This is a genomic window from Vibrio sp. 10N.286.45.E10, assembly GCF_002874195.2.
Taxonomy (GTDB): domain Bacteria; phylum Pseudomonadota; class Gammaproteobacteria; order Enterobacterales; family Vibrionaceae; genus Vibrio; species Vibrio crassostreae.
This window is the reverse complement of sequence record NZ_MCWD02000001.1, coordinates 2734738-2748131: the sequence shown is the minus strand read 5'-3', so window position 1 is coordinate 2748131 and position 13394 is coordinate 2734738. Positions and strand designations below refer to the sequence as shown.

The 13394-nt window shown below is 45.5% G+C and carries 12 protein-coding genes; 4 read left to right on the top strand and 8 right to left on the bottom strand.

The genetic code is table 11. The annotated features are described in order from the left end of the window. Nucleotides 1-44 precede the first annotated feature (44 nt). The 8 genes from BCU34_RS12275 to BCU34_RS12240 all read right to left on the bottom strand — a co-directional run bounded on the left by BCU34_RS12275 (nt 45) and on the right by BCU34_RS12240 (nt 8009). The gene (locus BCU34_RS12275) at nt 45-1799 is read right to left on the bottom strand and encodes a lysophospholipid acyltransferase family protein (RefSeq protein ID WP_102478727.1); all 1755 of its coding nucleotides are present in this window, start codon (nt 1797-1799) and stop codon (nt 45-47) included. A gap of 12 nt (nt 1800-1811) precedes the next feature. Next, entirely contained in the window at nt 1812-2255 is a 444-nt protein-coding gene (locus BCU34_RS12270) for a hypothetical protein (RefSeq protein ID WP_102478728.1), read from the bottom strand. Nucleotides 2256-2265: 10 nt separating this feature from the next. Next, on the bottom strand, nt 2266-2703 hold the full coding sequence (locus BCU34_RS12265) for a YHS domain-containing (seleno)protein (RefSeq protein ID WP_102433638.1): 438 nt from the start codon (nt 2701-2703) through the stop codon (nt 2266-2268). Between the two features lie 12 nt (nt 2704-2715). Next, nucleotides 2716-3465 (bottom strand): NRDE family protein, encoded by a 750-nt coding sequence (locus tag BCU34_RS12260; protein WP_102433639.1) that lies wholly within the window; start codon nt 3463-3465, stop codon nt 2716-2718. Nucleotides 3466-3467: 2 nt separating this feature from the next. Continuing rightward, complete coding sequence (locus BCU34_RS12255) at nt 3468-4010, bottom strand: hypothetical protein (RefSeq protein ID WP_102433640.1); 543 nt, start codon at nt 4008-4010, stop codon at nt 3468-3470. A gap of 19 nt (nt 4011-4029) precedes the next feature. Beyond that, entirely contained in the window at nt 4030-5163 is a 1134-nt protein-coding gene (locus BCU34_RS12250) for an ATP-grasp domain-containing protein (RefSeq protein ID WP_060983533.1), read from the bottom strand. Next, the gene (locus BCU34_RS12245; RefSeq protein WP_102478729.1) at nt 5160-5747 is read right to left on the bottom strand and encodes a DedA family protein; all 588 of its coding nucleotides are present in this window, start codon (nt 5745-5747) and stop codon (nt 5160-5162) included. The genes BCU34_RS12250 and BCU34_RS12245 overlap by 4 nt, the downstream gene beginning before the upstream one ends. 285 nt (nt 5748-6032) lie before the next feature. After that, complete coding sequence (locus tag BCU34_RS12240; protein WP_055319928.1) at nt 6033-8009, bottom strand: bifunctional 2',3'-cyclic-nucleotide 2'-phosphodiesterase/3'-nucleotidase; 1977 nt, start codon at nt 8007-8009, stop codon at nt 6033-6035. A 414-nt stretch (nt 8010-8423) separates the two neighbouring features. Between BCU34_RS12240 and cysD the strand changes: the two genes are divergently transcribed. The 4 genes from cysD (at nt 8424) to cysC (ending at nt 13252) form a co-directional block, all read left to right on the top strand. Further along, nucleotides 8424-9368 (top strand): sulfate adenylyltransferase subunit CysD, encoded by a 945-nt coding sequence (gene cysD / locus BCU34_RS12235; RefSeq protein ID WP_226088532.1) that lies wholly within the window; start codon nt 8424-8426, stop codon nt 9366-9368. Between the two features lie 18 nt (nt 9369-9386). Then, complete coding sequence (gene cysN / locus BCU34_RS12230; RefSeq protein WP_048662155.1) at nt 9387-10817, top strand: sulfate adenylyltransferase subunit CysN; 1431 nt, start codon at nt 9387-9389, stop codon at nt 10815-10817. Nucleotides 10818-10882: 65 nt separating this feature from the next. After that, on the top strand, nt 10883-12607 hold the full coding sequence (locus BCU34_RS12225; protein ID WP_102478730.1) for an SLC13 family permease: 1725 nt from the start codon (nt 10883-10885) through the stop codon (nt 12605-12607). 24 nt (nt 12608-12631) lie between these two features. After that, nucleotides 12632-13252 carry an adenylyl-sulfate kinase gene (gene cysC / locus BCU34_RS12220; protein WP_017067555.1) on the top strand — a complete coding sequence of 207 codons (621 nt, stop codon included), beginning with the start codon at nt 12632-12634 and terminating at the stop codon, nt 13250-13252. The last annotated feature ends 142 nt before the right edge of the window (nt 13253-13394 follow it).

Below are 13394 nucleotides of genomic sequence, written 5' to 3'. Positions count from 1 at the left end.
GAAATCATCGCACTTATTTGAGTGTAGGTACAGAGCGGGCGAAATCAGCGTCGTGCGTGTTGCTCTAGGTAATCTTGAGCAAGTTCTCGACCCATGTATTTGCCTAAGGTCTTCAATGGTACCTTCTTAAGGTTCACGACAATCAAACCATCTAAGGCATCATTAAATGATGGGTCGACGTTAAAGCAAACCAGTTTCCCGTTCATCCCTAGGTATTGGCGCAATAATACCGGTAAGCCTTTTCCTTGTTCCATCCGTGCTAATACTTTTGAAAGTAGGGGCACACTCGCCAGTGACGATAATAGATGATTCTGCCAGAACACATGACTACTGGTATTGAGCGGTGATGAAGGGGAAACCAGATTGGCCTTTTCCTCATCGTAGTGGTGAATCGATAAGGTTGTTGCTATCAACAGGCGTGCATTGTGGCTGTAATCATTACTGATACTGACCGGGCCAAATAGGTGGGTGTATTGAGGATGACGAGACACAAAGGTCGCGATACCTTTCCATAACAATAACAGTGAGTTAAGGCTCTTTTGGTAAGGCTTGCTCACTACAGAGCGACCAAGCTCAATGCTGTTGTCTAACGTATCGATAAACTCTTGGTTATAGTTAAATAGACTGCGGGAATAGAGTTGGTCCAACCCGTGCTCTGCGATTAACTTGTCGACCATACCCAGTCGATAAGCGCCGACCAATTCTGCCTTAGTTTTGTTCCACACAAACAGTTGGTGGTAGTAAAGGTCGTACTCATCTAAATCACAAGCAAGCCCACTGCCTTCTCCAACTTCACGGAAGCTCTCTTCTCTGACTCGACCAATCTCACGCATTAAGTTTGGAATAGATTGGCTTGGCGTGCAGTAGACCTCGAAGTCGCCTTGTTCGAGCAGCTTCATCTCTTCAGGGAGTGAGCCTACCTCAATTGCCAATACTTCGGGTGATATTGGCGCTATCACTTGAGTATCGAAAGAAGGCGCGTGGATTGGTGTATTCGTACTATCTTGTTGACTCATTAGGTAGGTATTAAGTCGTAGGTAGTTGACGATATCCATCTCTTTTTCAAACGATTTTATCTCTGAATACGGAATCGATGAGCCAATCGAGATAGAGATAGTTGTCGCTTGTTTATTAAGAAGTTCACGCCCGAGTAGAGCGGTTCTCAACAGTGGATGCACACGACCCGCTTGATAGAAAAGCTTACTGTTTTTACCATTGATAAAGATAGGAACCGTAGTGGCTTGATGACGTTTAACGAACTTCGCGACTGATTTGCTCCATTCGATATCAGTTAGTGTTTTAGCCCCTTTGCGGTAACTTGAGACTTCCCCTGCAGGGAACACGATCAATAGCCCGCCGTCGGCTAGGTGACGATTGGCATCACGAATGGCTTTGGCATTGGTGCGTTTCGATTCTTTACTATTAAAGACATCAACACCTATGAAAAGGTCATCCAGTTCAGGCAGTCGCTTGAGTAACTCATTCGCTAATACCTTCACATCCTTTCTTACCGATCCTACGAGTTCAGCAAGGATCACACCTTCAATAGCGCCAAGTGGGTGGTTCGCCACAATCACGACGGGCCCTTCTTCCGGGATGTTTTCCGTGCTTCCCGATGCCACCGAGTAGTCGATATTGAGCGCCGATAGGGTGTAATTCATGAATTCAAAGCTAGATAACTCGTTTTTTCGATCTTGGTAGAGTCGGTCTAGCTTAGATAGCCCAGTTGCCCACTCGACAACAGACTCACCTAAACCAAAAGGTGTGTAACGTGGTAAACGAAAAGGACTATCAATCATAATGAAGCTACCTTATTTACTAAAGTTGTTTAGGAAACCGTCTTGATTCTTGAAATCTTTCACACTTAAAAACGCACCGCATAACCAAACTAGGCATGCCATGCCAAACAATAACCCGCCGTCGTAACCGACAATTTCACCCGCTGCATTGAACTCAGGCATTTGAATACCTAATGGCGTAAACAGGTGGAAGAATATTGCGCCACTCATGATCCCCACACTCATAATGGCGCCAAGGCCATGCCAACGAGTGAACAGTAGAATGGCCGCTATTAATTCAGCGAATCCAATCAAGTAGCCGCCAAACGAACCGAACCAGCTTAAGCCTGACCATGTTGCTAGCGTTCCAAAGATATACTCTGTCTCGTACGAGCCGGTGAACTTAAAGAACAGCGACTGAATAAACACAAAAGCGATAAATGCTGCTGGGAGATGTTTAGCAGGAGTGAATGTCATGGTTATTCCCTTACTTAATCAGCTGCGGCCAAGCTTTATCGGCTTGTTGAATATGCTGAGCACGGTCTTGCTCCCAAGTGGCTTGAATCTCTTGGTCGTAGTTAAGATAAAGTTTGTCATCAACTATGGTCCAATACTGTGGATCGCCGGGTGCGAAGTCGTTTTTGGCAGAAACGGCCCATGCGCAATAACCACCATATTGAGGGGCATATTTTTCAGGATTATTAACAAATAAAGTCAGATTCTTTTCAGAAGAGAAATACCAGTCCGCGCCTTTGTACTCTGTGCTGAACTTCTTGCTCCCTTCAACAGGCTTTCCAGAAGTGAAGTATGCGACGGTATCGTAGCCATCGAGTGCCTTACTGCTAAAGAAGCCGGTATAGATTTCATCGGCAGCAAATACGTATGGGCTAACAAGTAGCATGACCATGGTGATTAGTTTTCTCATGATGGACTCCATCTATAGATTGATTGCGGGTGACAAATCGAAGGTAAAGCGCTGTTGATTTATCTGGCATGGGTTTATTGGTTCGCAAGGTGAGCCGGGTGCATAAAATATAGAGGCTTGACCGTGCAGATTACGTAAATGGGTAAAGCTGACTGTGTGTGCATCTTCACGATGCATACAGGTTGCTAAATGGGGCTGTTCACTGTGATGGTGAGAATGAAACTTGAGTAAGCTCTGTTGATTCTTACCTGTTGCCATAAGCTGATCGTATTTTGCTTGTCGGTAAGCTTGCACTCGCTCTAAATCAACCCCGGATGAGAACAGTGGTGAGTCGGTTTCCACTATTTTCTGTTGAATGCCATCCCACATGTAGGCAATCACCAAACCATTGTGTTGAGTTAGGTTCGGTGCGAAAGCCAGCAAGGTAAACGGGGCAAAAGAGTGGAGGTCGAGCTTATGAAACGCTTCAGAGAGCTGACTGATATTACGACTTGAGGATAGGTTCTTAAGTAACAAACCACGGCTGACCAAAGGACCAACTGGAACAAGGCCTTGATAGTTATTGAGTAGGCATAGCGAAAGCCCGAACTCATTAATGCTTATCCAGCTACCACCGCCAGTTGGGTCGAGTGGCATGATGATATCGACACCGTTAACTCGGTACTGCTTAGGTGGCATTGCTAATGCTCGGGTCTTTTGCTCATCACGATTAAAAAAGACCTGATAGCCATTTTCTTCAAGCAACCAAGATACTGAACACATAGTTATTGCTCCCTCAGATAGCTACTGGTGGTTGGGGCATAACCAAAGGTGTTGCAGGTTTCAATGTCTAGGAAGGTGGTGATCACCTTGATCATCGCGTAATGATGATTGGCATGCAGCGCCGCAAAAGTCACTTCTCTTTCTAGCGTAGAAGGTAGGCTTGCAAATACTTGAACATCCATCGAAACCTCGGTTTGGATCATGATAGGCGCTTCGAGATCGTTGCGGTCTAATCGTTCAAGCCAGTTGATCACATAGTGGATCTCTTTTACTGCGATTGAACGATCGTATTCGACCGGATGACCACGGCGACGAGTGTTGTAATCAACGGTCGCGTTCTCTTTTAAAATCAGCGCATGAAAAAGATCGAGCGTGTGGCGAGTGTGCTCACCAATAGAGCTTGTGACGTGCGGCTTCGCTCGTGTCAGATAGTCGCTGTCAGAAATCGCTAATAGAAACTCTAAACCCTGATTCAATATCTCTACCGCTCCCTTGATACTAGGAGAGAAAGAAGTGAGGGCGCTCGGTTGGGCTGTGGGGTTCATTCATGATCCTCGTACAAAGTTAATCGGTGGTCGGATATTGTTGAACAAGACGTCGCTCTTCTTGCCACGCGTTAAACAGGCTCTTAAAAGAAGGAGGTTGATGGCCTCTCTGTTTCTGTTGAGCGCCAATATCAAAAAGAATGCGATATTGAAGAAGTAGTGTGGAAAATATCTCTCGCAGTGGTGTGTTGCGATCCCAGATGTGCCCGGCTTCACTACTTGCACCATTGACCTCAAGGATCGTGAAATCCTCACCTCTCATTAGGCTGTGCATGTCCTTGAATTTGACGTCGAGCCGACCAAAATGAAAACCGTCGAAGTCGTCGAATATCTCATCTAAGCGTTCAGTTAAAGCTTGAGTGATGTATTGATTGCCGTCTCGGAAGATGCAGCCACGGCTATGGCTACCTGCGAACGCAAGTTGGAACTCTTCGCCCTCTGCGAGTACTTGATCCAACTTATCTTGATGTCGAGGGATATACAGGTGACTGAGCTGCCCAGCACGTGGGCTGTTCTCGATTAACTCTTTGAGTGTCGAGGTACCATCCCCCGTCACCATTGGCGAATATTTAAGAGTGATCGAGATGATCTCGCCTTGTTTGCTATTCGGGTAGCGAACATAGAAAACGCCGGCCTCGGCTTGATAAGGCGCCTTTTCTTGCAGCAGAAAGCGAGCATGATTTGGGAAAGATTCAATATATTGCTCAAGGTGATCTTGGTTGTTGATCAGCTTTACCCCAACACCTCGGCAACCAAGATCCGGTTTCGCCACAATAGGGAAATTAAGATCCGATTGGATGAGTGCACTGCGCGCATCTTCAGCTTGTTTCTTACTGCTGAGATCGGTTTTGGTTAAGGTGATAAATGGAGAGATCCAACGCTTACTCGACGATCCGGCAAGGCTCAGTATCTCGTGTTTCGATTCGCCGACCATGCCACTGAGTTTAATGCTCGGGTTGGCGATGAGCGGTAGCGCCCAATCAAAGTGCCGTAACCCTTGCATCAGGCTTTGAATCACTACTGGAGTGTAGAAGAACCACGTCGGAAGAAACTCATAAGGAGAGACACTGCGCACGGTATCTTTTTCAAGCAGGGGCATGCCTGCATTAATTTGATGTGCTGGAATGATGTGAATATCTTGCGGTGAACTCATGATAATCCTCTAGAGTGGGTTTTATTCATTAATCGATTACCGACAAACAGCAAAGCGATGGAACACGGGATGACGATCCATTGATATTCAGAGGCTTGCAGCCACGCTGATGTCCCTAAACAGTAGATGGTAGAGAAGACAACGCCAGTCCAGATCGCTGTTGCGCTAATAACGGCAAACAAGAAAGTAGGCAGTGGGATGGCGAAAAAGCCACTCAGAGTAAAACCAACGGTTCGTAGCCCAGGAATAAAGCGGATAACAAAAAGGCTGCTGAATGCGTTTTGGCGTAATTTGGTACGGAGCGAACGAAAGTACTTATTGGTGAGGGCTTTATAACGAACGCCTCTGAAATAACGCCCTGATTTCCCGAGGTAATAAAGGCCAAGATCCCCGGTGGCAATACCGATGAAAATCGCAAGTAACGCATATTGAGCTGGGATGAGCCCTTGAGTCGCTAAACCTGCCGCAGTAATGATGGCCAGATCTTCAAGCAGGTAAGAAAGCGCGACAATGCCAAGCATCAGCCATAGCAGCGACTCCTCCCCTGAATTTAACCATGCTTGAATGCTCTCGACGGTGCCCATCAAATGTCCTTATCTATCCTATAGATGAATGGCTTATCGGCCATTCATTGAGTGTAGTAAATTAAATAGACAGGAGGAGCTCAGAAAAACTTACAGTGAATTGCTTCTTTTTTACGTTGATTTGATTCAATAGATGATTTGAGGTGTGCGATTTAGATGAAGAATGAGCAGGTGTTTAAGGTTCGAAAGTTAAGGCTTTAGACTGTGAATTTAGATAAGAAAAGAAAAAGGCTGAGTTGTTAAACTCAGCCTTTTAAAAGGTTACCTATTGATTACTAGAGTAATCTATTTAGTTAGGTCAATTTGGTAAACGCCGAAACCAACATCGTCAGTCGCTACACGTTTCATTGGGTATTGACCCTTCTCTTTGATGAACTGTGCCGCTTTCTCACTTGGCGACGTTTCAAAGCGGATATCTAGCTTTTTATCCGTTTTGATTGGTGCGAATGACCAGTTGTTGTCAGCCGTTGGGCTTACTTGGCCTTGCTCTTTACTTACGCGAGAGATGTAGTTTGCAAGCACAGTACGGTTCTCATCTGGTGCATCAAATGCGATGAAATCTTCACCTGTACCTGGGAACTTAGCACTGTATGCACGGTAGTTGTTGGTCGCGATCAAGAAGTCTTGCTTCATGTCGATTGGCTTACCTTGGTAAGTTAGGCCAACAATACGCTGTGAGTCAGGGTTAACGACTTTACAGTTTGCATCGTATTTCGCAGGTTGAGTTACGTCGATTTGGTAATCAACACCGTCGATAACATCGAAGTTGTAAGTACGGAAGTTATCCCACTCGATCAGTTGTTGTGGTGCTGTTGAGTTCACGTCGATCTGGTTGAATTGACCAGCAGAACACTCAAGCCACTCTTTTACTTCGTGACCGGTTACCTTCATCGCAACTAGCGTGTTCGGGTAAAGGTACAAGTCAGCTGCGTTACGGAATGTCAGTTGACCAGATTCAACTTCAGTGAAGTTTGCTGGGTCATTCTTACGGCCGCCCGCTTTGAACGGTGCAGCTGCTGAAAGTACTGGTGTGCCATCTAGGTCTGGGTCACCTTGGATGAATTGCTCAACGTAATCTTTCTGTGCAAGGTTAACAATCTGTACTGTTGGATCGTCTTGTACTAGAGACAGGAAGCTGTACATCACATCGTCTGCTTTACCAATTGGCTGGTTAACAAACTCACGAGTACCTGCGTGGTCTTTTTCTAGTGCTGTTACGATGCCTTCATCTGCAGCAGCAAGCGACTTCTTCTCGATCTTGTCGTAGATAGGGCGTGCTTCTGATTGGCCTTTAACCACTTCCCACTTACCGTCTTTTTGTGCCAGTGTTAGGTCCATAACACCTACGTGGCTACCCCAACGGCCTGGCATGACTGCCGCAACACCGTTCATGGTGCCGTTTTCGTTATCAACACCTTGGATGTTGTCGAAGCCTTTACCAGGGAATACCGCGTGAGAGTGACCGAATGCGATAGCATCAATGCCTTCTACTTCAGAAAGGTAAAGCGTAGAGTTTTCTTCGCCTGCTTTGTATGGGTCTTGAGATACGCCAGAGTGAGGGATCGCAACGATAACGTCTGCACCTTCAGCCTTCATTTGAGGCACTAACTCGTTAGCAGTTTCAATGATGTCGCGAGCAGTAACTTTACCTTCAAGGTTCTTCTTATCCCACGTCATGATTTGTGGTGGAACGAAACCGATGTAACCCACTTTGATCTCATGCTCTACGCCAGCTGTATCTTCAAACGTGTGTGTCTTGATGATGTAAGGCGTGAAGTAGTGCTCTTTCGTTTCTGCGTCGTAAACGTTAGCACTGATGTATGGGAAATCAGCGTCGTTGATAGACTCTTCTAGGAACTCAAGACCGTAGTTGAATTCGTGATTACCGATGTTTGCTGCATCGTAGCTTAGTTGGTTCATTGCTTTGTATGCAGGGTGAACTTCACCTGCAACGATGCCTTTGTCTGCCATGTAATCACCCATTGGGCTACCTTGCAGCAAGTCACCGTTATCAACTAATACGCTGTTGGTTACTTCGTTTTGAGCTTCTTTTACTAAAGTTGCAGTACGTGCTAAGCCGATTTTTTTCGATGGCTTGTCTTTGTAGTAATCGTAATCCATTAGGTTGGTATGGATGTCCGTTGTCTCTACGACACGTAGTTTAATCACTTCATCGGTATCTGGTGTTGTTGTACAGCCTGCTAGAGTCAAACCAAGACCCGCAAGTACAGCCAATGACAAAGGTTTCATTGCAACTTTCATTTTGTAGCTCCAAAGTGGATAGTAGAAAATTCGTTGCGTAATGTAACAAAATGGAATGAAACAATGATTACAACGAATGTTAATTCGTGACTTAGATCGATTACTTTATGGTGTTCTGCAAGACGCCTCCCAAAGCTGTTCAATCGATGCGCAATTGGTATCAATTATATTAGTCCATTCATTTCACTTGCTTATCGATAAATTCAATCCCTTATCAGCTTTTCGAATAAAAAATGAAATTTTAGAATTTCCAGTAATATGAGAGGCTCGTCATAATGCCTATATCAAGGACGTATCAGGCAGATGAATAGCAAGGATAGCTCAACACGAAGCTTCTGTTTTCTTCTAGTGCCAATACTCCCATTCACTTAAGTGGATGAGTTAAATCCCTTGCTTGGCAAGACCAAGTAATGAATTGCTCGTAACGCGAGCCTTAAAGGAAGCACTGAAATGGACCAAGAACGTTTAACCCACCTAAAACAGCTAGAAGCGGAAAGTATTCATATTATCCGTGAAGTAGCGGCTGAGTTTGATAACCCAGTAATGATGTACTCCATCGGTAAAGATTCTTCTGTGATGCTTCATTTAGCTCGCAAAGCGTTTTACCCAGGCAAGATTCCATTCCCACTGCTACACGTTGATACGGATTGGAAATTCCGCGAGATGATTGAGTTTCGTGATCGTACGGCTAAAAAGTACGGCTTCGACCTTTTAGTACATAAGAACCCAGAAGGTATTGAGATGGGATGTAGCCCGTTCGTACATGGTTCTTCTAAGCACACTGACATCATGAAAACTCAAGGCCTTAAGCAGGCGTTAAACAAGTACGGGTTCGATGCCGCTTTTGGTGGTGCGCGTCGTGACGAAGAAAAATCTCGAGCGAAAGAGCGTGTTTATTCTTTCCGCGACAAGAACCATACATGGGATCCAAAAAACCAGCGTCCTGAGCTTTGGCACACCTATAACGGTCAGGTGAATAAGGGCGAAAGCATTCGTGTATTCCCATTATCAAACTGGACTGAACTGGATATTTGGCAATACATCTATCTAGAGAGCATCGATATTGTTCCACTTTACCTTTCAGACAAGCGCCCGGTTGTTGAGCGTGATGGCATGCTTATCATGGTTGATGATGACCGCATGGAGCTGCAAGAAGGTGAAGTGATTGAAGAGAAAAGCGTTCGTTTTCGTACTTTAGGCTGTTACCCACTAACCGGAGCGGTTGAATCTGAGGCGAATACGCTAACAGGCATTATTGAAGAGATGCTGGTGGCTACGTCTAGTGAGCGTCAAGGTCGAGCGATTGACCATGATCAGTCAGGCTCTATGGAGCTGAAAAAGCGCCAAGGTTATTTCTAAGAATCTAAGGAAAGAAAAATGAATAGTGCAGTAGAAGCCGAATTGGCTGAACTAGGGATTGAAGGTTATCTAAGTCAGCATCAGCATAAATCTATGCTTAGATTTTTAACTTGTGGCTCAGTAGATGACGGTAAAAGTACGCTAATTGGTCGCTTGCTCCATGATACAAAACAGATTTATGAAGATCAGCTAGCCGCAGTTCACTCGGATAGCCAACGAGTGGGTACTACAGGTGAGAAGCCTGACTTGGCACTGCTTGTTGATGGCTTGCAGGCTGAACGTGAGCAAGGCATCACGATCGATGTCGCTTACCGCTACTTCTCGACGCAAAAACGTAAATTCATTATTGCTGATACCCCTGGGCATGAGCAGTACACGCGCAACATGGCTACAGGCGCTTCAACGTGTGATCTGGCGGTGATCTTGATTGATGCTCGTAAGGGCGTACTGGATCAAACGCGTCGTCACTCGTTTATTTCTAACTTGCTTGGTTTGAAGCATTTCATCGTTGCAGTCAACAAGATGGATCTCGTGGAATATTCACAAGATCGTTTTGAAGAGATTCGCGATGAATACCTAGAGTTTGCTGAAAACCTAGAAGGCGAAACTAACATTCAGATCCTGCCAGTTTCGGCGCTTGAAGGCATCAACGTTGCTGCACCAAGTAAAGAGCTAGCATGGTTCGAAGGTCCATCTCTACTGGAAGTGTTAGAGAACGTCGATATTGATCAAAAGCGTTCTGCGGGAGAATTCCGTTTCCCTGTGCAGTATGTGAATCGTCCGAACTTAGATTTCCGTGGCTTTGCAGGCACAGTGGCCTCTGGCCGTGTAAGTGTTGGTGACGAAATCAAAGCACTGCCGTCAGGCAAAACGTCTAAGGTTGCACGTATCGTGACCTTTGATGGTGATTTGGAATCTGCACAAGCGGGTTTGGCGGTAACACTGACTCTTGAAGATGAAATTGATATCAGTCGTGGTGATTTGATTGTGCTGGAAAACGCTCAGATTGAATCTACTAACCACGTATTGGCTGACATCGTGTGGATGACAGAGCAACCACTACAACCGGGCAAAGCTTATGACATCAAGATCGCAGGCAAGAAAACCGTCGGTCAGGTTGAAACCGTTCGTCACCAATACGACATCAACAACCTGTCGACTCACGCCGTTGATGAGTTGCCACTGAATGGCATTGGCTTGTGTGAATGGTCATTGAACGAGACAGTTGCGCTGGATAAATACCGTGAAAGTGCCGATACCGGTGGCTTCATCGTTATCGACCGTCTAACTAACGTGACGGTTGGCGCAGGTTTGATTCGAGACCGTTTGGACTCTGTTGAACAGCAAGTGGGTAACTTCTCTGCATTTGAACTTGAGTTCAACGCATTGGTTCGCAAGCATTTCCCTCATTGGGATGCCAAAGATTTAAGCCAACTACTGAAGTCATAAACGACTAAGTAACAGCTTATTGAATCAGGCGGAAACCGATCGTTTCCGCCATAAAGGACGGGTATATGTGGCAACAAGGATTTGTATTAGCGATTTTGCTCGGCATTATTACTTGCCTGCTCGTTACCCGTATTAAGCCAAGCTTTATTTTTGCTGGTGCGGCGTTTATTGCTTTTATGGCTGGTATGATCGACTTGTCGAGCTTAGCCAATAATTTCACTAACTCCTCATTACTGACTTTAATTCTTCTGATCCTCGCATCAAGTGCGTTGGAGAAAACTCGCTTAATCAGCTGGGTTAGCCGCAATATCTCTGAAGGTAGGCTAGGTACTGTGGTTGCGAAGTTAGGTATTTCCACAGCGTTACTTTCTTCTTTTACTAATAATACGGCAGTAGTTGTCTCTTTGATCGGAGCGATCAAACGTAATCAACAGCATGCGCCATCTAAGTTACTTATTCCTTTGTCATACGCTGCTATTCTTGGTGGAACACTGACATTGATCGGTACCTCAACCAACTTGATCATCAATAGCTTTGTTGAAGATGCTGGACTGCCAAGCTTAAACTTTTTTACACCCACTTTGATCGGTTTAGCGGTTTTAGTCGGCGGTGTGTTGATCCTTATCCCTCTGAGTTACTTCTTACCAAGCTACGATGATGGTTCCCAAGATGATCTGCCTTACTTTCTAGAAGCGAGAGTTGAGCCCGGCTCACCGTTAGTCGGCCGCAGCGTAAGTGAAAATAACCTCCGAGCATTGAGAAAACTGTTCTTAGCGGAAGTGATTCGCGACGGTAAAACCACGGCTTCGATTGACCCTGATTTTATTCTTCAAGCTCGTGACCGATTGCTGTTTTGTGGTGATGTCGAGAGCGTGGCGACACTGCAAGAAATCCAAGGCTTAACCCTGTTTGGTCAGCACCATTTGAACGGTCAGAGCTTTGTTGAAGTGGTGGTGAGTTCATCTGCAAGCTTCTGCAATAAAACATTGAAAACCAGTCAGTTTAGAGACCGTTTTGATGCCGTTGTGGTCGCTATTCGTCGTGGTCATGAGCGCCTTGAAGGCGGTCTTGGAAACATCACACTGATTGCTGGTGACACCCTGATTTTGGTACCCGGTAAACGTTTTGAAGAGCAGCGCCAACAACACAATAAAGAGTTCGTGTTGATGAATGACTTGGACTCAAGTGCCAAGCTTGATGCTGACAAATCGACATTAGTGTTATTGGGTTTTGCTAGCGTGATTGGCCTCGCTCTTATCGATGCAGTGCCGATTATCAAAGGCTTAGCTGGTTTTCTACTGTTGCTGGTGGTATTTGGCGTGGTACAGCTTGGTGAGCTCCGCCGCCGTTTTCCAGTCGATATTGTGGTGATCGTGGGCTCTGCGCTGTCTATTGCTCAACTGATGATTTCATCAGGGCTATCTGAGCGCATGGGGTTGATGTTCATGGAGGCCTTTAATGGTTGGGGCGTGTTCGGCGCGTTAGTTGCGACTTACTTTATGACTTTGGTTCTGACTGAACTTGTTACCAATAATGCGGCTGCAGCACTCTCATTTCCGATTGGTTACAGCATGGCGATAGGCTATGGCGTCGATCCCATGCCGTTCATCATGGCGGTACTGTTTGGTGCCAGTGCCAGTTTCATCTCTCCATACGGCTACCAAACCAACTTACTAGTTTATAGCGTAGGTAATTACCATCTTACGGATTACCTACGTATTGGTATTCCAATCTCGATTGTTTATTCGGGCTTGGTATTGACCCTAATTCCTTATTTTTTCCCATTTTAATGCTGTTTATTTAAAGGACTAATTATGACCGCAGTACTCAAACCAAAAGATGAGAATGTTGTGTGGCATCAACACTCGATTGATAAAACATTTCGCGCGGATCTGAAATCACAAAAGCCAGCTGTGCTCTGGTTCACGGGGTTGTCTGGTTCTGGTAAATCGACAGTCGCTGGCGCATTAGAAAATCGCTTGGCACAGCTTGGTTACCATACTTACTTATTAGATGGCGACAATGTGCGTCATGGATTATGTAGTGACCTTGGCTTCTCTGAGCAGGATCGTAGAGAGAACATCCGTCGTATTGGTGAGCTCGCTAAATTGATGGCGGATGCAGGCTTGATCGTGTTGTCAGCCTTTATTTCTCCGCACCAAGCAGAAAGACAATTGGTACGTGACTTACTGCCGGAAGGTGAGTTTCTGGAGGTGTTCGTCAATACGCCATTAGAGGTTTGCGAACAGCGTGATCCTAAAGGTCTGTATAAGAAAGCACGTGCCGGAGAGATCCCGAACTTTACAGGTATTAGTTCAGTGTACGAAGCGCCTCAGAACCCTGAGATTGATCTACCTGCAGGTGAGAAGACGCTCGATGAATTGGTTGAACTGTGTATTGATGCGTTGGAGAAGCGAAATATTTTAGCCAATTGAGATCGTTGGTATGATTAAGGCTGTCCACTTGCTTATCGGTTTGTTCATAACTGACAAGTAATACAGCCTTGGTTTACCGAGACAAGAAACCTATCCTCTATATTCTCTTTATTCTTCTCAATCCACTTCACTTTTTACACCG

What these genes read in the sequence shown, in the direction of transcription:
- BCU34_RS12275 (WP_102478727.1), bottom strand. Translation starts at nt 1,799, where the DNA reads ATGATTGATAGTCCTTTTCGTTTACCACGTTACACACCTTTTGGTTTA.
- BCU34_RS12270 (WP_102478728.1), bottom strand. Translation starts at nt 2,255, where the DNA reads ATGACATTCACTCCTGCTAAACATCTCCCAGCAGCATTTATCGCTTTT.
- BCU34_RS12265 (WP_102433638.1), bottom strand. Translation starts at nt 2,703, where the DNA reads ATGAGAAAACTAATCACCATGGTCATGCTACTTGTTAGCCCATACGTA.
- BCU34_RS12260 (WP_102433639.1), bottom strand. Translation starts at nt 3,465, where the DNA reads ATGTGTTCAGTATCTTGGTTGCTTGAAGAAAATGGCTATCAGGTCTTT.
- BCU34_RS12255 (WP_102433640.1), bottom strand. Translation starts at nt 4,010, where the DNA reads ATGAACCCCACAGCCCAACCGAGCGCCCTCACTTCTTTCTCTCCTAGT.
- BCU34_RS12250 (WP_060983533.1), bottom strand. Translation starts at nt 5,163, where the DNA reads ATGAGTTCACCGCAAGATATTCACATCATTCCAGCACATCAAATTAAT.
- BCU34_RS12245 (WP_102478729.1), bottom strand. Translation starts at nt 5,747, where the DNA reads ATGGGCACCGTCGAGAGCATTCAAGCATGGTTAAATTCAGGGGAGGAG.
- BCU34_RS12240 (WP_055319928.1), bottom strand. Translation starts at nt 8,009, where the DNA reads ATGAAAGTTGCAATGAAACCTTTGTCATTGGCTGTACTTGCGGGTCTT.
- cysN (WP_048662155.1), top strand. Translation starts at nt 9,387, where the DNA reads ATGAATAGTGCAGTAGAAGCCGAATTGGCTGAACTAGGGATTGAAGGT.
- BCU34_RS12225 (WP_102478730.1), top strand. Translation starts at nt 10,883, where the DNA reads ATGTGGCAACAAGGATTTGTATTAGCGATTTTGCTCGGCATTATTACT.
- cysC (WP_017067555.1), top strand. Translation starts at nt 12,632, where the DNA reads ATGACCGCAGTACTCAAACCAAAAGATGAGAATGTTGTGTGGCATCAA.